This window comes from Kitasatospora sp. HPM-01-4 (genome assembly GCF_051374625.1).
Taxonomy (GTDB): Bacteria; Actinomycetota; Actinomycetes; order Streptomycetales; family Streptomycetaceae; genus Kitasatospora.
This window is the reverse complement of sequence record NZ_JBPQGP010000005.1, coordinates 6,551,779-6,575,163: the sequence shown is the minus strand read 5'-3', so window position 1 is coordinate 6,575,163 and position 23,385 is coordinate 6,551,779. Positions and strand designations below refer to the sequence as shown.

Here is a 23,385-nt window from a genome sequence, read left to right as displayed (position 1 = left end):
GTTCGAGTGCGTCCGCGATCGAGCGCCGGACCGGTGCCCGGTGCGATCGTTGCCAGCAGGTCAGCAGGTCAGCAGGCCAGCGGATCAGCCGATCAGCCGATCAGCCGATCAGCCGATCAGCAGGAAGGCGTCCCACTCCGCAGCGGCGTCACCCGCACCCACCGAGGCGCCACCGGCACCGGCGCGCACGTACGCGTACAGGGCGAGGGCCGCGCCCGCCCTCCCTTCCAACAGGCCTGACGACCCGTCGGCGGCGAGTGCCCGGTCGAGGTCGGCCGCGACTGCGGAGGCGAGCATGGGGAGGTGTTCGGCCAGCTCGGCGGAGCCGGACTCCTCGGCCATGCGCTGCGTGATCCGCAGCAGGCCGCCGGTGCCGTGGCAGAGCCCGGCGCCGTCGAGGTTCCAGCTGGACGGGTCGCGCAGTGTGCCGGCCAGCGCCGCGACGGCGGTGGCCTGCCAGTCGGAGCGGTTCAGCGCGGTACCCGCCAGGAAGAGCGCGCGGGCCGCACCGGGGGTGCCGTAGCACCAGGCCGCCCTGGTCGGCGGGTCGGCGGGCAGGTGCCCGGCCTCCTCGTCCTCCACGCGTACGGTCATCGGCCAGAAGCCGCCGGCGGTGGAGTCCCGCCCGGCGGGAGCCCGCCGGGCGGCGAGCCAGCTCGCCAGCGCGTCGATCGCCTCGTCCTGACCGGGCACGCGTACGCCGCGCAGCCAGGCCAGCGCCAGCAGGGCCAGTGGTCCCGGAATCCCGTGCGCCAGGCCCAGGTTGAGGTGGCCTCGGGGGTATGTGGGATCCGCGCCGGGCAGTCCCGGTCCACCGGCCACCCACCAGCGCGGCAGCACTCCGCCGCTCGGCTCGGCCAGTTCGACCAGCGCGGCGAGCAGGTCGGCCAGCGCCGGCTGGTCCGGCTCCAGTGCGAGCAGCAGCCGGCCGAGGCCCGCCGCGCCCGAGACGGCGTCGTAGGTGTGCGCGCGCAGTCCCGCGCCGGCGGCCAGGTCGGCGCGGAGCTCGGTGACGCGGCCGGCGGCGGCCTGCCGGATCCGGGGCGTCAGCCCGTCGAGCAGGGTGCGGTAGTCGCCGGGGCGCCGCGCCATGGTGCGGGCGGCGAAGGCGATCGCGGCGGCACCGGAGAAGAGCCCGCCGCCCCGCATCGCCCCGGGGGACTTCACGGCGGCCGCGAGACGCCCGTGCGCGGCGCGGCGCAGCTCGGCGTCGTCCTCGCGGTCGGCCAGCACGGCGAGTGCGAGTGCGGCGCCGCTGTGGCCGTCCCCGAGCGCGTGCGCGGCACCCTGCGGCGCGGCGGCGGGCCCACCGTCGGAGGTGCCACCGGCCTCACCGGGCCTGCTGAGCAGCTCGGCCACCGCGCGGAGTCGATCCGTCGCGTTCAACGCCCCACCCCCGGGTTCGACCGGCGGGCCCGGTGGGCCTCGACGGCTCCTCTGGCCAGCGCGTAGGCCCGGCGCTCGGCCTCGCGGTCGATGCCGACCAGCCGGTTGTGGCCCATGTGCAGCAGCGAGGCCAGCACCGGGTCGGCCGACAGCGGGTCCAACTGTGCCGCGTACCGCGCGAGTTCGACCGCCCGCTGCTGCCAGGCCGCGACCAGTGCGGGGTCGGCGGGCAGCAGACCGCCGGCCGGGGCGGTCGGCCCGTCCGGACCGATCGCCCGCAACGCGGCCGCGCGGTGGGCCCGGAACGCCTGGTGGTGTTGTTCCGACTTCGGGTACGCCGCCGCCAGCCAGGCGCCGGCCGACGGTCCGCCGGGTCCGCCGGGTACGCCGGGTCCGCCGGGTACGTCTGCGGGGGCGTCGGACCCAGCCCCGGCATCGGGGGCACCGGCACCAGGAGCAGCGGCGTCCGGGGCACGGTGCCCCGTCGGCGGGCCGCTGCGGCCGGCCAGGAAGGCCTGCGCGGTACCCGCGATGTTCACGGCGGCCAGCAGGTCCCTGGAGAGGCGGCGCTCCGCCCGGGCCAGTCGCAGCGCGGCGAGCGCAGCCAGGCTGTCGGCATGGAAGACGCGTTCGGCGTCCGCGAGCACCTCGGCACCGCCGTAGCGGTCGGTCTCCGGCGCGTAGCTCTCCAGGCGCAGATCGGCGGCCAGGCCGGCCCGGCGCAGCTCCAGTGCCCAGTCGTGCAACGCGGGCAGCAGATCGGCGGCAAGGGCCGGCGGCGCACCGTGGAAGCGCAGCCGCAGGTGCGGCGCCGGGTCCCGGTAGCGGACGAAGAACCAGCGGTCCACCTGGTCCGGCAGGGCGTCGACCAGCCGGGGCAGGTGGTCGGCCAGGATCTCCTCCTGACGCACCTCGGCGGCCGCCAGCCGAGCGAACAGCCAGGCGCCACCGGGCAGTTCGATGGTCCGGGCGCGCCCGGCGGGGAGCCGGCGGCGGGGTCGGGAGTGCGCATCCGGGGCCGGCCTGCGGCGCAGCGGGACCACCAGCTCGGCGGTCCGCGCGCCGTCCGGCCCGCGCAGCCAGCCGCCGTCACCGGCGGGGGCGAGGTCCTCCTGGAGCACGGTGAACTCGGTGGAACGCGCCTGGCTGTACAGCAGCCGCCGGTGCCACGGGTCGTCCAGGTCCAGGCTGATCCGCTGGTCGCCGCTGACCAGCCGGACGGCGGCCGGCACTCCCCAGCGCCGGCGCCAGCGGGCCAGTCCGTCGGCCCACTCCTCGAACGGGGCCGGGGCCGCCGGGACGGGCGCGGTCAGCCGCCAGGTGGCCGGTGCCAGCACCACCCGGCCCCGGCGAACCCGGGCAGCACGGGTGCGCTGTTCACCGCGCCCCAGTCCCAGGGCTGCCAGGACCGCTGCCCGGTCAGCGTCACCTCCTGGAGGAAGCGGGCGGCGTTGGACGCGCCGGTGCGCTGGTTGAGCACATGATGGGCGGTGGCCCGGACCTCCCGGCCGAGGCGGCGGGAGTACACCGCGAGCCGCTCGGTGTCGGCCAGCACGACGAGGTCGTCCAGTGGCAGTACGGACGGGCCGCCCGGGTCGGCGAAGGCGCTGACCACCACCCGGTGGCCGAGCCAGCGCGGGGTCAGTGCGATGTTGGCGTGGCGCGGCCGGTACGGGGTGAACTCCAGGTGCGCTTCGAGCGCGCCGTCGTCGCCGGACCCGGCGGCCTCGGCCAGCAGCGCCCCGCCGGCCGTGGCCGGGTCGTGGTGCGGCGCCACCGGGTCGTGCGCCGACGCGCCCGCGCCATCGCGCACACCATCGCGCGCGCCGGAACCATCACCCGCACCCGCGAGCAGTGAGGCGAAGCGGCCGAAGGTGGCTCCGGCGAAGTCGCTGCCGGCCGTCGGGGAGAGCACCAGCCTGAAGTCCCCGGCGTCCAGCGCCCCGACGGAGTCCGCCGCCAGCTCGGCGTACAGCTCCAGGGAGGCGGGAGGGGTCTCGGCGGCCGCGGGGCCCGCCTCGTCGCGCGGCGGCGTCAGGCGGGCCAACAGGTCGTCGTCCAGGACCACTTCGGGCAGCATGCCGTCCGGCCCCCGGTCCGCGAGGGCGCCCGCCGCCAGCTCGGCCAGCAGCCGGTCGCGAGCCGCTTCGGCACCGGTACGGGCACGGGACGGCTGCGCCTTGGCCGAGCCGCGGCCGGAGACCGGACGCAGATAGCCGGCCGGCGGTCCCAGGCCGGTATCGGGGTCGAGCAGTTCGGCCAGCGGGACGGGGCTGTCCATCCCGTACCGTTCGACGAACTCCGCGTGGTACGACCGCAGATGCTCGGGCGCGGTGACCGGCGGCGACAGCCGCCACAGGACCGCGGCGATCTGCTCCAGCTCGGTGCGGACCTGGTCCGGCAGGACCACCTCGGCGTCCAGCGCGAGGTCCGCGTGGAGCGGGCGGTCGGCCGGAGCGAGCCGGGTCATCCGGGTCCGGAGCTCGCGCAGCAGGTCGGTGGCCTGCCCGCGCGGCATAGCCGACGCTCGCGCCAACCCGTCGCGGACGGCGGCCAGTTCGGCGCGCACCGGGTGGTCCGCGGGCAGCCGGTCGAGCACATGGCCCAGCAGGTCGGTGCTGTCCGGCGGGGGTGTCAGGTCGGTGAGCAGGAAACCCTGTCCGACCAGCGTGCGGACCAGGGCCGCGATCGCCTCGGCCGGGGCCGTGGGGAACCCGGCGGCCAGCGCGGCGAGCAGTTCGGCGTGTCGGACCGGCTCGGCCGAGGCCTCGACCGCGGCCCGGACCACGGCGGTGGCCCGGACGGTCCGCTCGGCGAGCGGCTGCGCCTCGGCGCCGTCGCGGCGCTCGGGCAGGTACGGCAGGACCAGCCGGTCACCGCGCAGGACGGCCTGCTGGTCCACGGCCAGCCGCAGGCGGGGCAGCACCGCCGGGTCGGTCCGCAGCCGGTCGAGCAGCGGGAGCAGCCAGCCGAGGTCGGGCCGCAGCGCGCGGCGGTCGGCCCCGCCCCAGCGGACCTCGGCCGCCGTGCCGAAGCGTGCCGTTGCCACGGCGGCCATCAGCCCGAACGGGGTCGGCCGGGTGGCCATCCGCAGCCGGTAGCGGCTGACCGCCTCAGCTCGACGTACGGCACCCGCAGCAGGCCGCCCCGCAGCACGTCGTCCAGCTCGCTCGGCCGGGGCAGCCCCGTCGGCCACCCGGCGGTGCGGAACACCTCCGGCCGGCGTTCCTCCATGAGCTTGGCGAAGGCCGCCGTGTCCCCCACCAACCCGGCCAGTACTCGCGCCATCGTTCCTCCCTTCGTCCAGCGGCCCACCACCGGCCGACCGTCCCACAACAGACGGGTGAACGACCGGATTCGGTTATCGCCGGATCCACCGACGATCGGGAACCGGCCAGCTTCACGCCGTTCCGGGACCGCCACCGCGCACCGCCCGCCCAGTCCGCCACCGGGGCGGTCACCACCCCGACCGGCCGGGCAGCGGCCGGCCACGGCACCGACAGCCCTCGGCCGACCCCCGACAACCCCTGGTCAGCGCGGTCGGCGACGGCGGCGCGGGGCAGCGACCAATGGGACATCTCCGCATGGCCAGGACTACCGGGCCCCGGCTGTCGCTGTTCCCCGGACGGCGAGGCGTCACCGATCGAAGTCAGTTCTCTTCGGCCAGCTCCCACAGATCAACGGAAGTCCCGTCCTTCGAGATCGTGTACCACGCACCGCCCCCGGCTGCGCGGGCAGGCCCCGAGACGGGGACGGGGTAGGAGATCTCGCCGCGCAGGCTCATCCCGTGCACGTCGACCAGCCAGTGACGAACCGACCCGTACGGCGCATCGCACTCGGAGGTCCCGGCAACGATGGTGTCCTCATCCACGAAGGCCGCGTCATAGTCCCAGTACACCCTGTCCTCGCCGGTGCTGCCCGGGTGCGCCGGCACGGTGTCCGCAGCGTCCAGTTCCCGCAGAACCGAGCCGTTCTCCACCTGGTGGAGGGAGAGCGACCACTGCCCGACGTCAACGGTCAGAAGGTGCCGGCCGGCCGGGCTCACCGCAAGGAGGACCTGCTCGACGCCGATCTGCCCGGTGGTCAGCTGCTGCCCGTCCCAGCGTCCCCACAGCACAGGCGACCCCTCCTCGCCCTCGCCGATGCTCAGCCCCATCCATCCGGGGTCCGGGTGTGAAGTGTGCTCGGAGTTGGAGGCCACGGTCATGGTCTCCACACCTCCCAGGATCCTTCCGTTCGCGGCATCCAGGACCACCCACTGCTCCGGAGCGTCCTCCGTGTGCCCGCCACTGCCCGAAGAGCCGAGGACGTGGGCCCAGACAAGCCTGCCGTCCGCACTGACGGCGACCGAACCGCCGTCAGCGTGAAGATGGTCCCTGTCATCCGCGTACTCACCGAACGACACGTGCAGGAGCGGGCAGCCACCGCCCCAGCAGCCGTGCCGCACCTCCCACCGCGTCGCACCGGTCGCCTCCACCGACCGCACCGCGTGCACTCCGGCGAACACCGCCGCATCCCGCTCCGGCGACACCGTCACCGATCCGAAGTGGCGCGGCCAGGGTGCTGGGAAGCGGACCTCAGAGGCTCGACCGGCGTGGGGCACATCCAAATCGAGGGCCACCACTTCGGTGTCGCCGCGCTGCACGAGGAGTCTGCGGTCGGGCCAGTGCAGCACCTGCGGAGCCTCTGCTGACGTCGAGTCCAGCGGAGCGGCGATGGAGGCGACGAGACGAGCGGCGATGGTCACGGTTTCTTCCAGCCACAGACGACGGACGATGCGAGAGCCTGACCTCCCAACCCTATGGGGGAACGCGGACATCGCCGAGTGGCCCCGGCAGCGCTGCACGACGGCCTCAACGCGCGCCGGCTCGCACCGACCGCTCACGCCCGTCCAGCGGTGTCGGTCAGGACCGGCGTCTCCCTGTTCCTGCTCCTCACGGTCGTGAGAGCTTGAGCTCCCAGGTCCCCATGGTCCTCACCACCAGCAGACCCGGTCCGGTCACGGACTCCGTGCGGCGGAAGGTCCCGAGGCCGTGGGCGACCATGTGACCCGCATCCCCGCTCCAGTTGATCTCCACACCGGCCTCGGCATCGGCATCGTCGACGAACCGGACCTCTCCGTTGTCCCCGGGCTGCCGCAGGTGAGCGGTGAGCCGCAGACTGCCGGACTCGGGGCAGCGGAGTACTTCGGGGCCCTGGCCGTACAGGCTCTCGGTGAGCGGGCGGGCGTCGTGCAACGGGCGGAAGCGCAGCGACCACCGGTGGTCGGGCTCGGTCTCGATCCGGACGTGCGTCCGCTCGGCCGGCACCAGCTCCCGGCCCCGGTACGGGCCAGGGTCGCTGAAGAACCGCTCCTCCGTGATCCTCTTCCCGGTGCGCGTGACCAGGGTCAGCTTCTTGTAGCCGTCGCCCTCGCACACCATGTCGAGCAGGACGGCCTCCCCCGGTGCCGGCCGCTCGATCAGGATCTCGGCTGGCCGCTTCCCCTCGCAGTAGAACCGGTCGGCGGTGAGCCCCGCCCGCAGCTCCCATTCGGCCTTCGCGAGTTCCTCGGGCAGGCTCCCCGGCCCTCGGGCAGGGGGCCGCCCGAGGGCCGGTTGGGTGGTCAATTACGATCGGCGCGTGCCAAGCCTGACCGGACTTCCTCTGCAGATCATCGCCACCGTGCTGGCGATCGCCGTCTTCGCCGCCACCATGTGGCTCTGGCCCCGGCTGAGCGGGCGGAGTTGGCGGGCCTGGCTGGGCAGGATCGGTGCCTTCCTCGTGACCCAGGTCGCCGTGCTGGCCGCGCTCGCGCTGGTGGCCAACTCCTACTTCGGCTTCTACAGCACCTGGAGCGACCTGCTCGGGCTGGACGGCGGCCCCGGTACGGTGGTCGACCACAAGCCGGGCGGCAAGGCGATCTCGGTGACCGGCGAGCAGAAGATGTACTCCTCGCAGGGCTCCGCCAAGGAGCGCTCCGGCCTGATCCAGCAGGTCCGGATCCAGGGCGAGGCCTCGGGCATGTCCGGCAAGGCGTACGTCTACCTGCCGCCGCAGTACTTCCAGCCGGACTACTCCGGGCAGCGCTTCCCGATGGCACTGGTGCTCTCCGGCTACCCGGGCTCGGCGGAGAAGCTGATCAGCCTGCTGCAGTACCCGGCCTCCGCGCTCAAGGCGATCGAGAGCAAGCAACTGCCGCCCACCGTCCTGGTGATGATGCAGCCGACGCTGTCCGGCAACCGCGACACCGAGTGCATGGACATCCCCGGCGGGCCCAAGGTCGAGACCTTCTTCACCGAGGACCTGCCGAAGGCGATGTCCGCCGACTACCGGGTGCTGGACCGGCCCGACGCGCGCGCGGCCATGGGCGACTCCACCGGCGGGTACTGCGCGCTGAAGTTCGCGCTGCGCAAGCCCGACGCGTACCGGGCGGCCGCCTCGTACTCCGGCTACTACAGCGTCTCCAACGACCCGACCACCGGCGACCTGTTCGGCGGCGACGCCCAGCTCAAGCGGGAGAACGACCTGCTGTGGCGGCTGAAGAACAAGCCCGCCGAGCCAGTCTCGCTGCTGCTGGCGACCAGCCCCAACGAGGAGAACTACGCCGCGACCAAGAAGATGGTCGCCGCGTTCAGGGCCCCGACCGCGATGTCCACCATCACCCTGGACAGCGGCGGCCACAACTTCCACACCTGGACCCGCGAGATCCCGCCCGCACTGGAGTGGCTGGGCAAGCGCATCACGCCGCCCCAGCCGGCGCAGTCCGCGTAGCCGGTACGGCCGGCCGAGGCGGGTGAGGGCCCGGGCCGGACCCGAAGACGCCTGGCCGCCCGGGCAGTTCGCCGTGCCCCGCCAGGCCTCCGGTCCGCCCGGTCCTCCCGGTCCTCCCGGTCCTCCCGGTCCTCCCGGGCGAGATCACACCACGCTCATAGCTGGGACTCATGAGAATCTCAGCGACACCCCCGAGCGTGGTGCCATGACCTCGACCAGTTCCACTCCGCCGACCGACGAACCGTGGCCCGAGGCTGCGGACTACCCGCCTCCCACGCCCCCGGCGAGCAGTGCGAGCGGTACGAGTGGTGCGAGTGGTGCGAGCGTCACGACGGAGCCCTTCCCGCCGGTCGAGCTGCCCGCCGTCGGCCCCAAGGGCCCGGCGTCCTGGGCCGGGCGGTTGCGGACCCTGCCGGCCCGGGCCTGGCACGGACGGCCGGAGGACCCCCGCTGGGCCCGGCCCGCGCTGCTCGGCCTGCTGGCGGCGACCGCCGTGCTCTACCTGTGGAACATCTCGGTCTCCGGCTGGGCGAACTCCTTCTACTCGGCCGCCGTGCAGGCGGGCACCCAGAGCTGGAAGGCCTTCTTCTACGGCTCCTCGGACGCCGCCAACTTCATCACCGTCGACAAGCCCCCGATGTTCCTGTGGCCGATGGAGCTCTCGGCCCGCGTCCTCGGGCTGAACTCCTTCAGCCTGCTCGCCCCGCAGGCGCTGATGGCGGTGGCCACGGTCGGCACGGTGTACGCGACGGTGCGCCGGCGCTTCTCCCCCCTGGGCGGACTGGTCGCGGGCGCGGCGATGGCCCTCACCCCGGTCGCCGCACTGATGTTCCGCTTCAACAACCCGGACGCGCTGCTGGTGCTGCTGCTCTCGCTCGCCGCGTACGGGCTGGTGCGGGCCACCGAGACCGCCAGTACCCGGTGGATGGTCTTCACCGGGGTCATGTTCGGTTTCGCCTTCCTCACCAAGACGCTGGCGGCCTTCCTGATCCTGCCCGCCTTCGCGGTGGTCCACCTGGTGGCCGCGCCGACCGGGCTGTGGCGCCGGGTGCGCCAACTGCTGCTCGGCGGGCTGGCGTTGCTGCTCTCGGCCAGCTGGTGGGTGGCGATCGTCGAGCTGGTCCCGGCCTCCTCCCGGCCGTACATCGGCGGCTCGCAGGACAACAGCTTCATTTCGGTCGCGCTCGGCTACAACGGCCTCGGCCGGCTGACCGGCAACGAGCGCGGCAGCGTCGGCGGCGGACCTGCGGGCGGTCCCGGGGGCGGCGCCGGCCACTGGGGCGGCACCGGCATCACCCGGCTCTTCGGCACCGACATCGGCGGTCAGATCGCCTGGCTGATCCCGGCCGCGCTGGTCCTGCTGGTGTTCGGCCTCTGGGCGACCCGGCGCCACGCCCGCACCGACCGCGCCCGTACCGCCTTCCTGATCTGGGGCAGCTGGCTGGTCTGCACCGGACTGGTCTTCAGCTTCATGTCCGGCATCTTCCACCAGTACTACACGGTCGCCCTCTCCCCCGCCGTCGCCGCACTGGTCGGCATGGGCGTGGACGGGCTGTGGCGAGTGCGCAGGCAACTGCCGTACGCGGCGCTGCTGGCCGTGGTGGTGGCCGGGACGGCGGTGTGGTCGTACGTCCTGCTGGGGCGCAGCTCCTCGTTCCTGCCATGGCTGCGGTGGGCCGTCCTGGTCGGGGGCCTGGTGGCGGCGGCCGCGCTGCTGCTGGCGGGCCGGCTGGCCGGGCGGGTGGCCGCGGTGGTCGGACTGGCCGGGCTGGCGACCGCGTTCGGCGGGCCGACGGCGTACGCACTGGACACTGTCTCGACCGCGCACACCGGTTCGATCGTGACCGCCGGGCCCCGGGTGGCGACCGCCGGCGGCTTCGGACGCGGCGGGCACGGCTTCCCGGGTGGCGCCCCGGGTGGCCGCTTCCCCGGCGGCGGGTTCCCGGGCGGACAGCGCGGCGGACAGCCGGGCGGACAGAACGGCGCCTTCCCGGGCGGCGGGTTCCCGGGCGGCTTCCCCGGCGGCTTCGGCGGACCGGGTGGACAGGGCGGACAGGACGGACAGGGTGGTGCCGCCGGTTCCTGGCGGGAGTCCGGACGCGGTGGCGGCATGGGTGGCATGGGCGGCGGCATGGGCGGACTGCTCGACGGCGCCCGGGTCAGCAGTGAGCTCGCCGACCTGCTCAAGCAGAACGCCGGTTCGTACACCTGGATCGCGGCCACGGTCGGCTCGCAGAACCAGGCCAGCTACCAACTCGCCACCGGAAAGCCGGTGATGGCCCTCGGCGGCTTCAACGGCACCGATCCCTCACTGAGCCTGGCGGACTTCCAGCAGTACGTGAAGCAGGGGAAGATCCACTACTTCATCGGCTCCGGCGAAGGCGGCATGGGGGGCGGCATGAGCGGCGGCAGGGGCGCGGGCCGGGGGCCGGGCGCTGCGGAGGACTCCCACGTCAACGACGGCTTCGCGCGCGGCAATTCGGACTCCGAGGCCGGACAGATCGCCGCCTGGGTGGCCGCCCACTACACCGCCAGGACCGTCGGCACCGCCACGGTGTACGACCTGACGGCGCCGGCCTCACACTGACGCGGCCCCACCGACCGCCCTGGGCCCACCGGTTCTCCCCACCGGTGGGCCCTCGGCATTCCGGGCTCGCGCCAGGGCGTGGCCCACGGGCTCGCCTACCTCGGCAACCGAAGCACCTTGACGGATTCCGGTCCGGTTCCGCCGATCCCCCCGATCCTCGGGCCGGGAAGGGCCCCCAGTCGAGGACCGGAGGGATCGGTCCGCTGTGCCGGGCCGGCGACTATCCCTCCCGGGTGGCCGAGACCACCTGCGTCATCGTCAGCAGGAAGCGCCGGGCAGCCGCCAGTTCGGCGGAGTCGAAGTCGCCGAGGGCCGCCACCATCCCGCCGATCAGCGGGCCGAAGAACGACTGCCCGAGTTCGATCGCCCGGTCCTCGACCACGAGCAGCACCCGGCGGCGGTCCCGGGTGTCCCGCACCCGGCGGACGTGGCCGAGCCGTTCCAGCCGGTCGACCAGTGCCGTCGTCCCGGCCGAGTTGAGGCGCAGCTGCTCGCCCAGCTGACCCGGTGTCACCTCGGTGCCCGCACGGGCGGCGTCCAGCAGATGGATCAGCGCCCGCAGGTCCGTCGGGTGCAGCCCGTGCAGGCTCGCGAACTCACCTCCGAGCTGGTCGAGTTCGACGGTGAGTGCGCGCAGCAGGTGCACCAGCTGCATCGAACTGTCAGCAGCGCGCCTCGGGTCCTGCTCCGTCCCCAATGTTCCTTCTTCCGTCCGCTCCGCCCGGGCTTCCGCCGTGGACATCAGCAGGTCTAATATCTCGCTCAACGAGAGTATTGCTCTCCGAGACTGTTGCTCGGCGAGTCGATTCTGTCAGATCTGGGGCTGCATCATGAGTGCACGACGAGCCGACCGGCCCGCCTTCAGGACACCCGAGAACGAGATCGCCTTCTTCGCGGCATACGACGCCGCACTGGCCCGCTGGCCGCTCCCGGTGACACCGATCACCGTCGTCTCCGAGTACGGCACCACCCGGATCAACGCCTGCGGGCCCGAGGACGGCCGCCCGCTGGTCCTGCTGCCCCAGGGCGGTGCCACTTCGACGATCTGGTACGCGAACGTCGCGGCGCTCGCCGCCGACCACCGCGTGTACGCGGTCGATCTGCTCGGCGACCCGGGCCGCAGTGTCCACGACGGGCACCCGATCAGGCGGGCCGAGTCCATGACGGCGTGGCTGGACACCGTCCTCGACCACCTCGGGCTCGACTCGACCGCCCTGATGGGCCACTCGTACGGCGGCTGGATCGCCCTCACCTACGCGCTGCACGCCTCGCAGCGGGTGGAGCGGCTCGCCCTGCTCGACCCCACCCAGTGCTTCGCCGGATACCGGTTCGGCTACCTGCTGCGGGTCACCCCGCTCGTGGCCCGGCCCACCGAGGCCCGCGCCCGCGCCTACGTCGACTGGGAGTCCGGCGGCGCGCCGGCGCGCGGACTGGTCGACTCCGCCTGGTCGACCGTGCACGCGCTGGGCGCGGCCCACTTTCCAAGCTCCCGCCCCGTCACCGGCCCGCGCCCGTCCGCCGAGCGGCTGCGATCACTCACCGTCCCTACCCTGGTCCTCCTGGCGGAGCGCAGCCGCACCCATGACAGCGCCCAAGTCGCGGACGCTGCCCGCAGGTTGCTACCGGACGCCGAGGTGGCCGTACTGCCCGGCATCTCGCACACCGTCGCACCCATGGCCGATCCCGAGCCGCTCAACGAGCGGGTGACCCGCTTCCTCGGCACGCCGGACCGGTCCGCGCCCGACCCGCGGCCGCGGACGGGAGTGGAATAGCCGTCAGGCCCCCTGGCCGACCTGCCCCGCTTCTACCTGCGCCACCTCGGGCGAAGCAGCTTCGGCCGGACCGGCCGCTGCGAGGACCGCGTCGAGCACGCCGGGGAAGCGCTGTTGCAGCTCCTCCCGGCGCAGCTCGTTCAGCCGCCGGTTGGCCTCACCACGCTGGCGGATGACCCCGGACTCACGGAGCACCTTGAAGTGGTGGCTGAGGGTGGAGGGCGCGACGTCGACCGGAAAGGTCCCGCAGGCGCGCTCGGGTTCGGCCCAGAGGGTCTGGACGATGGTCATCCGAGTGGGGTCGGCGAGCGCGTGCAGCACGTCGAGCAGGTCGATCTCCTCGGCCTCCGGGTGGTACAGCGGGGCGCGGCGCTGATGCGAGCGGGGCAAGGGAAACCTCCTGAGCAGCGATGTTCGACATTCATCGAATGAGCGTGGTACTAATTTCGTCGTTCGTAGAACTTCGAATGACATCCTACCCACAGGAGGCGTTCACAGATGCGTACCTTGGTGATGACCGCGCCGGGCGGCGCCGAGAACTCGTCGGTCGTCGAGGTCGCCGAGCCGGTTCCCGGGCCAGGCGAGCTGACCATCGACGTCGCGTACGCCGGACTGAACTTCGTCGATGTGATGGCCCGCCGGGGCGACGCCGGCTACGCGACCTGGCCGCACCGCCCCGGCCTCGAGGTCTCCGGCACGGTCCGCGCCCTCGGCCCCGGCGTGACACACCTCGCGGTGGGCGACCGTGTGGTCGCGGTGCCCAAGGGTGCGGGGATGTCCGAAGTCGCGCTCGCCAGCGCCGAGTTGGCCGTACCGGTACCGGACGGCGTATCGCTCGCGGCGGCCGCCGCGACGCCGCTGGGCCTGGCCACCTCGCTCCTGCTGCTGACCGACGCCGGACGGTTCACCCCCGGCGACACCGTCCTGGTGCACTCGGCGAGCGGCGGGATCGGCGGTGCGGTCGCCCGACTGGTACCGCTGCTGGGCGGCGGCCGGCTGATCGGCACGGTCGGACGGCCGGAGAAGGCCGCCGAGGCCGAGCGCGCGGGCTACCAGCTCGTACTGACCCGTGACACCGACCCCACCGAGGCGGTCCGCTCGGCCACCGACGGCCGCGGAGTCGATCTGATCCTCGACCCACTGGGCACCACCGCCCTCAGCCTCGATCTGGAACTGGCGGCACCCGGCGGCCGGGTGGTCCTCTTCGGCAACGCCACCGGTGCGGCGATCGACGCCCTGCCTCCGGTGGACCGGCTGCTCCGGGGCAACCTCACCATCACCGGCTTCAGCCACCGCGGCCTGGTCGCCAACGCCCCCGCCAGGGTGGCCGCCGCCACCGGCCGCATCCTCGGCTTCCTCGCCGACGGCCGGCTCACCATGCCGGTCACCGAGGTCCCCGGCCTCGCGGAGATCCCCGCGGCCCACGACCTGCTCGCCGAGGGCCGCGGCTCCGGCAAGTACGTGGCCCGCATCGGCGAAGGCATCCTCTAGAGCTGCCGGCCAACCGCCGGAGCCGTATGAGGGCTTAGACCGACCGGCAACAGGGCCCGCGGCGTCGCGTGCCGGCCGGTCTTAGCCGCGGATGAGCCCGCGGACCGGTTCCGGCCGTTGCCCGCCGGTGCCCGGCGGAACCTCGCCCAGCCGGGCACCGGCCGGCCGGTCGCCGGAGAGGAGGACCGCCACCAGCACCGCCGCCAGCGCGATCGCACCGGCGCCGCACCGCATGGCGAAGTGCAGCCCGTCCACGAACGCGCCGGTCACCGCATCGTGTACGGCCGGCGGCAGACCGGCCGGGCGTTCGGCGCCCGTGGCACCGGCGGAGGTGACGGAGTCCGCCAGGCGCCGACCGGCATCCGACGGGACGCCGAGCCGGTCGAGCGCTCCGGCCAGGTTCGCGGTCAGCCGGCCGGTGAGGACCGCGCCCAGTGCGGCGACGCCGACGACACCGCCGAGTTCGCGCAGGGTGTTGATGGTCGCCGAGGCCATACCGGTCTGCTGCGGAGCGACCCGGCGCAGCACCGCGACGGAGACCGGAGTGAAGGTCATGCCCATCCCGAAGCCCATGGTGAACAGCACCCACAGGTACTGCGTGTAGTGGGCGCGGGCGCCGTAGCACGAGAGCCCGCCGAGCGCCACGGCGCACAGGGCCAGGCCGGTCACCAGTGGAATCCTGGGACCGAGGCGGGAGGCGAGCGTTCCCGCGAGCGGCGACGCGACCACGATCATCGCGGTCATCGGCAGGCCCGCCAGCCCCGCGTCGGACGGGCTCCAGCCCATCACCCCCTGCATGAGCAGCGGCAGGAAGAACGACGTGCCGAACATGCCGAAGCTGACCATGAATCCACCCGTGACCGCTCCGCTGAACACCCGGTCCCGGAACAGCCGCAGGTCCAGCATCGGCTCGGCGGTGCGGAGTTCGACCAGGACGAAGGCCAGCAGTGCCGCCGCCGCCAGCGCCGCACAGGTGATCACCCGGGTGTCGGTCCAGCCGCGGTTCGGCCCTTCGACGAGCGCGTAGACCAGCCCGCCGAGACCGGCCCCGGAGAGCACCAGCCCGGGCAGGTCCAGCCGCCTGGCCGTGGTCGCGATCCGCGGCAGCGACCTGGCCGCCACCACCAGCCCGACCAGACCGACCGGGACGTTGACCCAGAAGACCCCGGTCCACCCGAACGCCTCCACCAGCGGCCCGCCCAGGACCGGGCCGATGGCCAGCCCCAGCGCGGAGACTCCGGACCAGAGACCGATGGCGCGGGCCCGCTCCCGTTCGCCGGTGAACAGGTGCCCGATGATCGACAGGCTTCCCGGAGTGAGGAGCGCCGCACCGATGCCCTGCACCATCCGGGCGGCCGTCAGCAGGCCGATTGACCAGGACAGTCCCGCCATCGCCGACCCGGCGGTGAACACGGCCAGCCCGGCCAGGAAGATCCGGGCCCGGCCGTACCGGTCGCCGAGCGTGCCGCCGGTGAGCAGCAGTCCCGCGTAGACCAGGCTGTAGCCCTCCACCACCCACTGCAGGCCGCTGACCCCGGCGTGCAGCTGCTGTCCGATCCGGGGCAGGGCGTTGTTGACGATGACGTTGTCGAGCATCGTCATGAACATGGCTATGCACAGGGCGGCAAGCGCCGTCGTCCTGCGCCGCACAGTCGGATCCTTCATGAGGTTCCCTAACACTGTTAGGCGGAAATTGGTGTCGCCAGACTGCACCTAACAGTGTTAGATGGCAAGTGTCTTTTTCCTTCGACTTCCCCTCGACCCCCTTCGACGGAGGTGGCCCATGGCCGGCGGCAGCGCGCGGACGGACGCCCAGCAGCCCGGGCTGACCCGGGAGGCGCTCACCCGGGCAGCCCTGCGGGTACTGGAACGCGAGGGCATCGGCGGGCTGTCCATGCGCAAGGTCGCCGCCGAACTGGGCGTGCAGGCCCCCTCGCTGTACTGGCACGTCCGCAACAAGGAGGAGCTGCTCGACCTGCTCACCGACGAGCTCATGGCCGGCGCCGAGGCGCCGCCCCGCGAGGGCCAGTGGCGCGAGCAGTTCCGCGAGTACTGCCTGCGCTACCGGCGGCACCTGCTGGACCGGCGCGACGCCGCCAAGGTCGTCGCCGGGCGCCTCGCGCTCGGGCCGAACCTGCTGCGGCTGATGGAGGAGCAGCTGGACCGGCTGCGGGAGGCCGGATTCTCGAACTCCGATGCCGCGCTGGTCACTTACCTGCTCGGTGCCTACGTCCAGGGTTTCGTGCTCCAGGAGCAGTCCCCCATCTCGGCGTCCGAGGTCGCCGGCGCCAGCCGCTCGGAGGTCGCCACCTCCGTGGGCGACCAGCTCCGCCAACTCCCCGAGGCGTCCTTCCCCAACCTCGTCGCCCTCGCCGACGACCTCACCGGCCCCTCCATGGAGGCCCGGTTCAGCTTCGGCCTGGAGCGGCTCCTCGACGGACTGGCCGCGCTGCTGACGCAGGGCGGCTCACCATCGCGACCCTCCGCGGCGCGGCAGTCCGCAGCACAGCCGTCCGCGGCACGACCGTCCGCGGCCGACACCGAGAAAGGCAGCAGCCATGAGTGAACGTACCTACCGCGTGATCGTCCGAGGCGTGTTCGAGGACCTCGACGACGCCCAGCGGGCCGAACTGCTCGCGGCGGCCGACCGGCACGACATCCTCAACGCGTCCTTCACCGACGAGGGCAGCCTCATCTACGACCGCACGCTGCGCCCCTTCTCGTTCCGCTGCGTGGTCCGGCAGGGCGCTGACGAGGACGACGAGATGGCGGCCGAGTACGCCTGCGACCGGGCGGCCACGGCCCTGGCCGCCCGGGGACTGCGCCACGGTGCGCTGCGCGCCACGGCCACCAGCGTCGACGACATGAAGATCCGCCGTCCCCGGCGCTGACGGCCGGGCGGCGGCAGGGCTCAGCGCTCCTCCCAGTGCCAGGGCTGCAGCCGCAGCCCGCTGTGATGGCGGCGGGGGTGGCGGCGCTCACGCGGGTGGGTACGACCGTGCGGGGCCTGCTCTCTTCAACCGTCGCACTGTCGCAGCATGGCCTTCTTGTCGTCCGGCGTCACCGGCAGCTGGTACTTGAGCGAGACCTGGGCGAAACGCACCGCGTAGGAGCAGCGCACGGCCTCGTTGCCCGGGAGCCAGCCGGCGGGTCCCGAGTCGCCCTTGGAGGCGTTCTGCGAACCGTCCGCCGGGATCAGGTTGAGCGGGTCGTTGGCTATCCGGAGCCGCTTGGCCTTGTCCCACTTGGCCGCGCCCATCTGCCAGTCGTACGAGAGCGGCATCACATGGTCGATCTGTATTCGGGTCGCCTGCTGCTTGGTCCACTTGACGGTCTTGCCGGTGTACGGGTCGTCGATGGTCATGGCGCTGACCACGCAGGTGGAACCGTCCCGGTACTCGACGGACCTGCCGTCCCGGGCGAGCATGTCGTCGCGGGTGTCGCAGTCGTTGTGCCCGAGCGGGACGCCGTCCACGTTGTCCGTCCAGGCCGGGCCGAACTGGTCTCGGTCGTAGCCGGTCCTGGGCCCGGGAGCCGCCGTCGCGACCTTGGTTATCAGGTCGCGGGCGGCCTTGCGGTCGGCGTCCGAGGTTATCGGCGCCAGCCCCGGCTTGGTGCCGTCCGGGTTCCGCAGCGGGTTGGTCCCGGGCCCGGCCGGCCGCGCGGAGCTGTCGGAGGGCTTGCCTCCCCCACTGCAGCCCGTCAGAACCGGTGTGACGGCGAGCAGCAGGGCTATCGCGGACAGGGTGGTACGGCCGGCGCGCATGGTGCTCCCCCGATGGTGTGACGTCTGACGGCGCACCAGCACACCAGTGCGGTCATACCTGGTCAAGGCGCCACAACGGGGTGCGCGGAGACATGGCGAGGCTCACACCCGGCGCCCCGAGGGGTGCGGGGTGCCGGCCCGGCCGACGGCGTACGCGGCCGGGCCGGGCCGGGCCGACGGTTCCCCGGCTCAGGCCGGCCGGCCGCGCCAGGTCGCGGGCGGTCACGTTCGGTCAGAGACCGAGCAGTTCGGCGAGGGTGCCGCCGAGGACGCGATCGCGCAGCTCGCCCGGCCTGGTCACGCGTTCCACGGTGGCGCGGGTGAGGACCGGGTCGCCGTAGGGGGCGTCCGAGCCGAACAGGGTGCGGTCGGGCACCTCCTGAACGGCCAGCCGTACCGCGAAGATGACGTTCGCCGTGGACAGTTCCAGGTACATGTTCGGGGTCTCCCGGGCCAGCTCGATGGCCGCCAGCCAGTTCAGCCCGCCGAGTTGGCTGACCACCATGGGCACGGTCGGGTACCGGCGGGCGAGAGCGGCCAGCGTCGCCAGATCGCCCGCCGTGGTCGGCGCGAACCCGTGCACGACGACCGGCAGTCCACCGTGGTCGGCGGCCGCCCGCAGCACCGGCTCGATCCGGCCGGCCCCGTCGGGTGGCGGGGTCAGCTCACCGATGCCCCGCAGGCCCCGGCCGACCACCTCCCGTTCGACCTCGGCCGCGATCTGCGGGGCCGACAGGTCCAGCCGGACCGAGCCGAAGCCGATGAACCGGTCGGGGTGTGCCGCACATGCCGAGGCGAGTTCCCGCCGCGCGGCCTCGAAGCCGTCCGGGCCGTCGGACCGTCCGCTGAGCGCCTCGTGAAGCACACTCATCTCGCGCCGGAACGAGGCCGCATCGGTGGCCCGCTCGGGGTGCGGCCGGGTGCCGAAGAGTACGGCGCGGTCGACTCCCGCCTCGTCCAGCAGGGCGATGTGGCTGCGCACGGGATCGTGGACATGGCTGTGCGCGTCGATGATCAACGAATTCTCCTGGTCAGGGCCGACAGCGGCGGCGACGGAATGCGGCCGCCGGGCCCAGTGTTGAAGGTTGACACCGTGACAAGGTCAAGCCGAGCGGAGGGGTGAAGGGCGATGCTGATCGGGCAGCTGGCCGGACTGACCGGGACGAGCGAGCGCCTTATCCGGTACTACGAACGCGTCGGCCTGCTCACCTCAAGCCGCCTCGCCAACGGATACCGCGACTACGACGACGACGCCGAGCAGACGGTCCGCCAGATCCGCGCCCTGCTGGCGGCCGGGCTGTCCACCAGCCTGATCCGGCAGGTGCTGCCCTGCGGCCTCGCGGACGGCTCGCTGCGTCCGTGCCCCGGGGTGCTGGACAAGCTCCGTACCCAGCTCGCCCGCCTCGACCGGCGTGCGGACGAGCTGGCGCAGGCGCGGCAGACCCTGCGCCTGGCGATCGCCGCCACCGAGCAGGCCGGGCCGCCCGGCGGCGGGGCGCTCCACGGGTAGCCTCCCCCCGCCCCGGCGCCCTCGATCGCAGACCCGGACAGTTCATCCATGTCCGGATAATCCAGTAACTCCCCACTTGTTAGGCTGGGATCATGCCGACCCCAGCCCCCAAGCGCCATGTCATGGACCTCTCCGGCCAGCTGGCCCACGCCAGCCATGTCCTGGCGACCCGGATGGCCGCCGCCTTCGCCGAGATCGGCATCACGCCGCGGGCGTTCTGCGTCCTGTTCCACGCCCTGGAGGCCGAGCGGACCCAGATCCAGCTGGCCGAGATCGCCGATATCGACAAGACCACGATGGTGGTCACGGTGGACGAGCTGGAGAAGGCGGGCCTGGCCGAGCGCCGCCCCTCGGCGACCGACCGCCGAGCCCGGATCATCTCGGTCACCCCGGCGGGCGAGCAGGCCGTCGCCAAGGGCACGAAGATCTCCGACCGGGTGCACCGCGAGGCCCTGGCCTCCCTGCCCGAGGAGGAGCGCGAGATCTTCGCCTCCGCCCTGCTGCGGCTGGTCGACGACGGCGGGCACCTGTCCACCCCGATGGAGAGCGAGCGACCGGTGCGACGGGCCCGCCGGCCCCGGCAGTAGCGCGGCGCCAGAGAAGCAGGAGAAGTCCATAGATAGATAGTCCCGTACGGGACTATCTGATAGCGTCCTACCTGGTCCTCATGAACCGGGAGTTTCGCCATGACCTCGACCTTCCCAACCCCCGTACGCTCACCCCGACTTGCTCTCACCGTGCTCTGCGCCGGGATGCTGATGGTCATCCTGGACGGCAGCATCGTCACCGTGGCACTGCCCGCGATCCAGCGCGATCTGGACTTCTCACCCGCCGATCTGACCTGGACCGTCAACGCCTACCTGATCGCCTTCGGCGGGCTCCTCCTGCTGGCCGGACGGCTCGGCGACCTGATCGGGCGCCGGCGCGTCTTCGTCGCCGGTCTGACGCTGTTCACCACGGCGTCGCTGCTGTGCGCGGTCGCCACCGACCGGCAGATGCTGATCGCCGCCCGCTTCCTGCAGGGCACCGGCGGGGCGATGGCCTCGGCCGTCAGCCTGGGCATGATCGTCACGCTGTTCCCCGACCCCGTGGAGCGCGGCAAGGCCTTCGGCGTCTTCGGCTTCGTCGGGGCCGCCGGCGCCTCGATCGGCCAGGTACTCGGCGGCGTCCTCACCGAGAGCCTCAACTGGCACTGGATCTTCCTCATCAACCTGCCGATCGGAACGGCCGCCGTCGTACTGGCCTGCAGGGTGCTGGCACCGGAGAGCGGCCCCGGCCTGCGCGCCGGGACCGACGCCCTCGGCGCCCTGCTGATCACGGCCGCCCTGATGCTCGGCATCTACACCATCGTGGAGACCGGCCGCTTCGGCTGGGCCTCCGCCCGCACCCTGGGCCCCGCCGCCCTGGCCGCCCTCCTGCTCGCCGCCTTCGTCGCCCGGCAGGCCACCGCCGCCCGTCCCCTGCTGCCGCTGCGCACGTTCCGCTCCCGCAACGTCTCGGGAGCCAACCTGGTGCAGGCCCTGATGGTCTCCGCCCTTTTCGGGTTCCAGATCCTGATGGCCCTCTACCTGCAGAACGTCCGCGGCTACGGCGCGGCCGCCACCGGACTGGCGATGCTCCCGGCCGCCCTGGCGATCGGAACCGTCTCCCTCGGACTCTCCGCCCGGCTGATCGCCCGCCTCACCGAGCGCAGGGTCCTGCTCATCGGCCTCGCCCTGCTGGTGGCCGCCCTGGGCCTGCTCACCCGCCTGCCCGTCCACTCGGACTACCTGGTCGACCTGTTCCCGACCATGCTGCTCGCCGCCGGCTTCGGCCTGGCCGTCACCGCCCTGACCTCCCTCGCCATGTCCGACGCCGGCCCCGACGACGCCGGTGTCGCCTCGGGCCTGTTCAACACCACCCAGCAGGTCGGCGGCGCCCTCGGCGTGGCCGTCCTCACCACCCTCGCCGCCTCCCGCACCGACCGCCTCACCGCCACCGGCCACGACGCCGCCACCGCGCTGACCGCCGGGTTCCGCCTGGCCTTCGCCCTCGGCGCCGCCCTCCTCATCACCGCCTTCGTCCTCGCGGCCGCCGTCCTGCGCCGGCCCGGGCCGGCCGACTCCCCGGCCGGCTCCCCGGGCGAGCCGACGGACACCCGGTCGGACGCGGCGCCCGCAGACCGGCTGAGCCCGGCGGCCTGACCGCCCGGCCCTCCCGGTACGAGTCGCCGGCCCCCGCACCCCGGTCCGCACGGGAGCCGCCACACTGGCCACATGGCAGCTCAGTCTCCCCCGTCCCGGCCTCCGGTGGCCCTGATCCTGGCCGCGGGCGGCGGCAGTCGGCTCGGCGGACGCCCCAAGGCGTTGATCCGGCACGGCGGCAGGCCGCTGATCGAGCACGCCCTCGCGGTGGTCCGGGCCGGAGGCTGTACCGAGACCGTGGCGGTACTGGGCGCGGCGGCCGAGCAGGTCAGGGCCGCCACCGAGGTCGGCGACTGCCGTCTGGTCGACAACCCGGCGTGGGAGAGCGGCATGGGCTCATCGCTGCGCGCCGGGCTCGCGGCTCTGCCACCGGGCGCGCGCGCCGTGCTGGTGATGCTGGTGGATACCCCCGGTGTGACCCCGACCGCCGTCGCCCGCCTGCTGGCCGCCCACCGCGCGGGCGCGGAGCTCGCGGCCGCCGCGTACGGCGGCAGGCGCGGCCACCCGGTGCTGATCGGTGCCCGCCACTTCGCCGAGGCCGCGGCCGGTGCCACCGGCGACGCCGGAGCCCGCGCGCTGCTCGCGGCGCACGCCGCCGAGATCGTTCTGGTCGAGTGCGGTGACGTCGCCGTTCCGGACGACCTCGACACCCCGGCGGACCTCGCGCGCTGGCACGCCAGGTCCGGAACGCCCCCGTGCCCCTGAAGTTCCCCCGAACTATTGCCGCATTCGGCGCCAAGCCCCGTACGGATCAGGGACGATGGAGGCGAACCTGCCCAGCCGACCCGAACGGACGGTGCACGCCATGGCCTCAGCGCCGCTGCCCGACGACTTCAGCGATCCGGCCTGGTTCGGCCCGGACGCCCTGCCCGAACCGGCCGGCTCCCCCGGCCCCGGCGGGTCGTCGGGCGCCTCGGAAGCCGGCGGTGCGGGCCCGGCCGCCAGCGCGATCCGCTGTCCGGCCTGCCGTCGCGAGCACCTGTACGAGCCGCCGAGCCTGCCGTGCCCGTGCGGGGCGCTGCTGCGGGTGCCGCTGCTGCGCGGGGGCGTGCCGGTCCAGGTGCGCTTCCGCTCCTGGGAGGACTCCTGGCTGAGCATGCGCTGCCCGCACTGCGGGCGCAGCGACCAGTGGCCGCAGCCGGAGTTCACCTGCAACTGCGGCGCCACGGTCCGTCTGCCGGTGGACCGTTCACCCCGGGCGCAGAGCGCAGCCCCGCCCGGAGCCGCCGCACTGCCGGGCCAGGGCGCCCCGTTCTCACCGCGCCCTCGCCCGTACGGGGCGCGATTGGGCGGCCCGGTCCCGATGGTGCCGCCGCAGGGGTACGGCTCCGACTTCCGCGACCGGAGCGACCGGGGCGGCCGCAGCGGCCGGCCCGGCGGTGGTCGGGCGCCGTTCCGGCCGCAGCCGGTGCGCGGCCCGGAGGACGCGGTGATCACCGCCGCGCGTTACCTCCAATGGCTGGGCTTCGAGGACCTGGAGTTGACGGAGGAGCAGGAGAGTCAGGCCGTCACCATGCTGGGCAGCCGGATGGTCGCCCAGGTTGACGCGGGTGTCGAGCCCGCGGACGTCAAGGCCGTCGAGTGCCTCTGGCTGCAGACCCTGCACGCCGAGGAGATCGCCGCCGCGATGTTCACCGTCGGCGGCTACTCGCACCAGGCGACGGTGCGCGGCGAGCAACTGCTGGTGGCCCTGTTCCAGTTGGACGAGGAGGGGCTTCCGCAGCCCGCCAACGGGGCGGCCGAGGCGCTGGCGGAGACCGGCTGGACGTCCTGACCGGCCCCGCCGCCGTACCACCGGCCCACCGGCCCCGTTCCGAGCCGACGTCAACCGTCCTTGACCGTCCCGTCAATCCAGGACTGACCCACCGTCAACTCAAGCCTCAGGACCGCGTGAGATCGATCACAGAAATCAGCAATCTCCGACGCTCGTGATCTGG

General features: G+C 73.4%; 21 protein-coding genes and 1 pseudogene. 11 read left to right on the top strand and 11 right to left on the bottom strand.

Going from position 1 to position 23,385, the window contains the following annotated elements; translation table 11 throughout:
• Positions 1-108: 108 nt before the first annotated feature.
• The 6 genes and pseudogenes from ACSMTC_RS28740 to ACSMTC_RS28715 all read right to left on the bottom strand — a co-directional run bounded on the left by ACSMTC_RS28740 (position 109) and on the right by ACSMTC_RS28715 (position 6,995).
• On the bottom strand, positions 109-1,386 hold the full coding sequence (locus ACSMTC_RS28740; protein ID WP_436562615.1) for a lanthionine synthetase LanC family protein: 1,278 nt from the start codon (positions 1,384-1,386) through the stop codon (positions 109-111).
• A complete protein-coding gene (locus ACSMTC_RS28735; RefSeq protein WP_436564841.1) occupies positions 1,383-1,925 on the bottom strand; it encodes a lantibiotic dehydratase C-terminal domain-containing protein in 543 nt (180 codons plus the stop codon). Before ACSMTC_RS28735 ends, ACSMTC_RS28740 begins: the two co-directional genes overlap by 4 nt.
• Positions 1,905-4,474, bottom strand: a pseudogene (locus tag ACSMTC_RS28730) (lantibiotic dehydratase); the annotation flags it as partial. The pseudogene ACSMTC_RS28730 and the gene ACSMTC_RS28735, both read right to left, overlap by 21 nt.
• Entirely contained in the window at positions 4,444-4,674 is a 231-nt protein-coding gene (locus ACSMTC_RS28725; protein ID WP_436562614.1) for a hypothetical protein, read from the bottom strand. The pseudogene ACSMTC_RS28730 and the gene ACSMTC_RS28725, both read right to left, overlap by 31 nt.
• 361 nt (positions 4,675-5,035) lie before the next feature.
• Complete coding sequence (locus ACSMTC_RS28720; RefSeq protein WP_436562613.1) at positions 5,036-6,205, bottom strand: hypothetical protein; 1,170 nt, start codon at positions 6,203-6,205, stop codon at positions 5,036-5,038.
• A 115-nt stretch (positions 6,206-6,320) separates the two neighbouring features.
• Positions 6,321-6,995 (bottom strand): hypothetical protein, encoded by a 675-nt coding sequence (locus ACSMTC_RS28715; RefSeq protein ID WP_436562612.1) that lies wholly within the window; start codon positions 6,993-6,995, stop codon positions 6,321-6,323.
• A 13-nt stretch (positions 6,996-7,008) separates the two neighbouring features.
• Between ACSMTC_RS28715 and ACSMTC_RS28710 the strand changes: the two genes are divergently transcribed.
• On the top strand, positions 7,009-8,139 hold the full coding sequence (locus ACSMTC_RS28710; RefSeq protein ID WP_436562611.1) for an alpha/beta hydrolase: 1,131 nt from the start codon (positions 7,009-7,011) through the stop codon (positions 8,137-8,139).
• 205 nt (positions 8,140-8,344) lie between these two features.
• Entirely contained in the window at positions 8,345-10,726 is a 2,382-nt protein-coding gene (locus ACSMTC_RS28705; RefSeq protein ID WP_436562610.1) for an ArnT family glycosyltransferase, read from the top strand.
• A 220-nt stretch (positions 10,727-10,946) separates the two neighbouring features.
• On the opposite strand, the gene ACSMTC_RS28700 is transcribed toward ACSMTC_RS28705, so the two are convergent.
• A complete protein-coding gene (locus tag ACSMTC_RS28700) occupies positions 10,947-11,381 on the bottom strand; it encodes a MarR family transcriptional regulator (RefSeq protein ID WP_436564840.1) in 435 nt (144 codons plus the stop codon).
• Positions 11,382-11,556: 175 nt separating this feature from the next.
• Here ACSMTC_RS28700 and ACSMTC_RS28695 point away from each other — a divergent pair, with 175 nt between their 5' ends.
• Positions 11,557-12,498 (top strand): alpha/beta fold hydrolase, encoded by a 942-nt coding sequence (locus tag ACSMTC_RS28695; protein ID WP_436562609.1) that lies wholly within the window; start codon positions 11,557-11,559, stop codon positions 12,496-12,498.
• A gap of 3 nt (positions 12,499-12,501) precedes the next feature.
• Here the strand turns inward: ACSMTC_RS28695 and ACSMTC_RS28690 are convergent, their stop codons facing one another.
• Positions 12,502-12,888: an ArsR/SmtB family transcription factor gene (locus ACSMTC_RS28690; protein ID WP_436562608.1), complete on the bottom strand. Its 387-nt coding sequence runs from the start codon at positions 12,886-12,888 to the stop codon at positions 12,502-12,504.
• A 108-nt stretch (positions 12,889-12,996) separates the two neighbouring features.
• Here ACSMTC_RS28690 and ACSMTC_RS28685 point away from each other — a divergent pair, with 108 nt between their 5' ends.
• Complete coding sequence (locus ACSMTC_RS28685) at positions 12,997-13,989, top strand: quinone oxidoreductase family protein (protein WP_436562607.1); 993 nt, start codon at positions 12,997-12,999, stop codon at positions 13,987-13,989.
• An 81-nt stretch (positions 13,990-14,070) separates the two neighbouring features.
• On the opposite strand, the gene ACSMTC_RS28680 is transcribed toward ACSMTC_RS28685, so the two are convergent.
• Positions 14,071-15,654, bottom strand: coding sequence for an MFS transporter (locus ACSMTC_RS28680; protein WP_436562606.1), 1,584 nt, complete (start codon positions 15,652-15,654; stop codon positions 14,071-14,073).
• Positions 15,655-15,772: 118 nt separating this feature from the next.
• Here ACSMTC_RS28680 and ACSMTC_RS28675 point away from each other — a divergent pair, with 118 nt between their 5' ends.
• Both ACSMTC_RS28675 and ACSMTC_RS28670 read left to right on the top strand, forming a co-directional pair.
• A complete protein-coding gene (locus ACSMTC_RS28675; RefSeq protein WP_436562605.1) occupies positions 15,773-16,555 on the top strand; it encodes a TetR/AcrR family transcriptional regulator in 783 nt (260 codons plus the stop codon).
• Positions 16,548-16,880 (top strand): DUF6204 family protein, encoded by a 333-nt coding sequence (locus ACSMTC_RS28670; protein ID WP_436562604.1) that lies wholly within the window; start codon positions 16,548-16,550, stop codon positions 16,878-16,880. The genes ACSMTC_RS28675 and ACSMTC_RS28670 overlap by 8 nt, the downstream gene beginning before the upstream one ends.
• 125 nt (positions 16,881-17,005) lie before the next feature.
• Here ACSMTC_RS28670 and ACSMTC_RS28665 read toward each other — a convergent pair whose 3' ends face one another.
• Both ACSMTC_RS28665 and ACSMTC_RS28660 read right to left on the bottom strand, forming a co-directional pair.
• Positions 17,006-17,755, bottom strand: coding sequence for an HNH endonuclease family protein (locus tag ACSMTC_RS28665; RefSeq protein ID WP_436562603.1), 750 nt, complete (start codon positions 17,753-17,755; stop codon positions 17,006-17,008).
• A 232-nt stretch (positions 17,756-17,987) separates the two neighbouring features.
• Positions 17,988-18,773: an amidohydrolase family protein gene (locus ACSMTC_RS28660; RefSeq protein WP_436562602.1), complete on the bottom strand. Its 786-nt coding sequence runs from the start codon at positions 18,771-18,773 to the stop codon at positions 17,988-17,990.
• Between the two features lie 111 nt (positions 18,774-18,884).
• Between ACSMTC_RS28660 and ACSMTC_RS28655 the strand changes: the two genes are divergently transcribed.
• The 5 genes from ACSMTC_RS28655 (at position 18,885) to ACSMTC_RS28635 (ending at position 23,222) form a co-directional block, all read left to right on the top strand.
• Entirely contained in the window at positions 18,885-19,265 is a 381-nt protein-coding gene (locus ACSMTC_RS28655; RefSeq protein WP_436562601.1) for a MerR family transcriptional regulator, read from the top strand.
• 92 nt (positions 19,266-19,357) lie between these two features.
• Positions 19,358-19,852 carry a MarR family winged helix-turn-helix transcriptional regulator gene (locus tag ACSMTC_RS28650; RefSeq protein ID WP_436562600.1) on the top strand — a complete coding sequence of 165 codons (495 nt, stop codon included), beginning with the start codon at positions 19,358-19,360 and terminating at the stop codon, positions 19,850-19,852.
• Between the two features lie 99 nt (positions 19,853-19,951).
• On the top strand, positions 19,952-21,448 hold the full coding sequence (locus ACSMTC_RS28645; RefSeq protein ID WP_436562599.1) for a DHA2 family efflux MFS transporter permease subunit: 1,497 nt from the start codon (positions 19,952-19,954) through the stop codon (positions 21,446-21,448).
• 72 nt (positions 21,449-21,520) lie between these two features.
• On the top strand, positions 21,521-22,153 hold the full coding sequence (locus ACSMTC_RS28640; RefSeq protein ID WP_436562598.1) for a nucleotidyltransferase family protein: 633 nt from the start codon (positions 21,521-21,523) through the stop codon (positions 22,151-22,153).
• Positions 22,154-22,208: 55 nt separating this feature from the next.
• Positions 22,209-23,222 carry a hypothetical protein gene (locus ACSMTC_RS28635; protein WP_436562597.1) on the top strand — a complete coding sequence of 338 codons (1,014 nt, stop codon included), beginning with the start codon at positions 22,209-22,211 and terminating at the stop codon, positions 23,220-23,222.
• Positions 23,223-23,385: the final 163 nt, after the last annotated feature.

Bases quoted from the DNA above. Each gene is read 5' to 3' on its own strand.
- ACSMTC_RS28725 (WP_436562614.1), bottom strand. From the start codon at position 4,674: ATGGCGCGAGTACTGGCCGGGTTGGTGGGGGACACGGCGGCCTTCGCC.
- ACSMTC_RS28720 (WP_436562613.1), bottom strand. From the start codon at position 6,205: ATGTCCGCGTTCCCCCATAGGGTTGGGAGGTCAGGCTCTCGCATCGTC.
- ACSMTC_RS28705 (WP_436562610.1), top strand. From the start codon at position 8,345: ATGACCTCGACCAGTTCCACTCCGCCGACCGACGAACCGTGGCCCGAG.
- ACSMTC_RS28700 (WP_436564840.1), bottom strand. From the start codon at position 11,381: ATGCAGCTGGTGCACCTGCTGCGCGCACTCACCGTCGAACTCGACCAG.
- ACSMTC_RS28695 (WP_436562609.1), top strand. From the start codon at position 11,557: ATGAGTGCACGACGAGCCGACCGGCCCGCCTTCAGGACACCCGAGAAC.
- ACSMTC_RS28685 (WP_436562607.1), top strand. From the start codon at position 12,997: ATGCGTACCTTGGTGATGACCGCGCCGGGCGGCGCCGAGAACTCGTCG.
- ACSMTC_RS28680 (WP_436562606.1), bottom strand. From the start codon at position 15,654: ATGAAGGATCCGACTGTGCGGCGCAGGACGACGGCGCTTGCCGCCCTG.
- ACSMTC_RS28675 (WP_436562605.1), top strand. From the start codon at position 15,773: ATGGCCGGCGGCAGCGCGCGGACGGACGCCCAGCAGCCCGGGCTGACC.
- ACSMTC_RS28670 (WP_436562604.1), top strand. From the start codon at position 16,548: ATGAGTGAACGTACCTACCGCGTGATCGTCCGAGGCGTGTTCGAGGAC.
- ACSMTC_RS28665 (WP_436562603.1), bottom strand. From the start codon at position 17,755: ATGCGCGCCGGCCGTACCACCCTGTCCGCGATAGCCCTGCTGCTCGCC.
- ACSMTC_RS28655 (WP_436562601.1), top strand. From the start codon at position 18,885: ATGCTGATCGGGCAGCTGGCCGGACTGACCGGGACGAGCGAGCGCCTT.
- ACSMTC_RS28650 (WP_436562600.1), top strand. From the start codon at position 19,358: ATGCCGACCCCAGCCCCCAAGCGCCATGTCATGGACCTCTCCGGCCAG.
- ACSMTC_RS28645 (WP_436562599.1), top strand. From the start codon at position 19,952: ATGACCTCGACCTTCCCAACCCCCGTACGCTCACCCCGACTTGCTCTC.
- ACSMTC_RS28640 (WP_436562598.1), top strand. From the start codon at position 21,521: ATGGCAGCTCAGTCTCCCCCGTCCCGGCCTCCGGTGGCCCTGATCCTG.
- ACSMTC_RS28635 (WP_436562597.1), top strand. From the start codon at position 22,209: ATGGAGGCGAACCTGCCCAGCCGACCCGAACGGACGGTGCACGCCATG.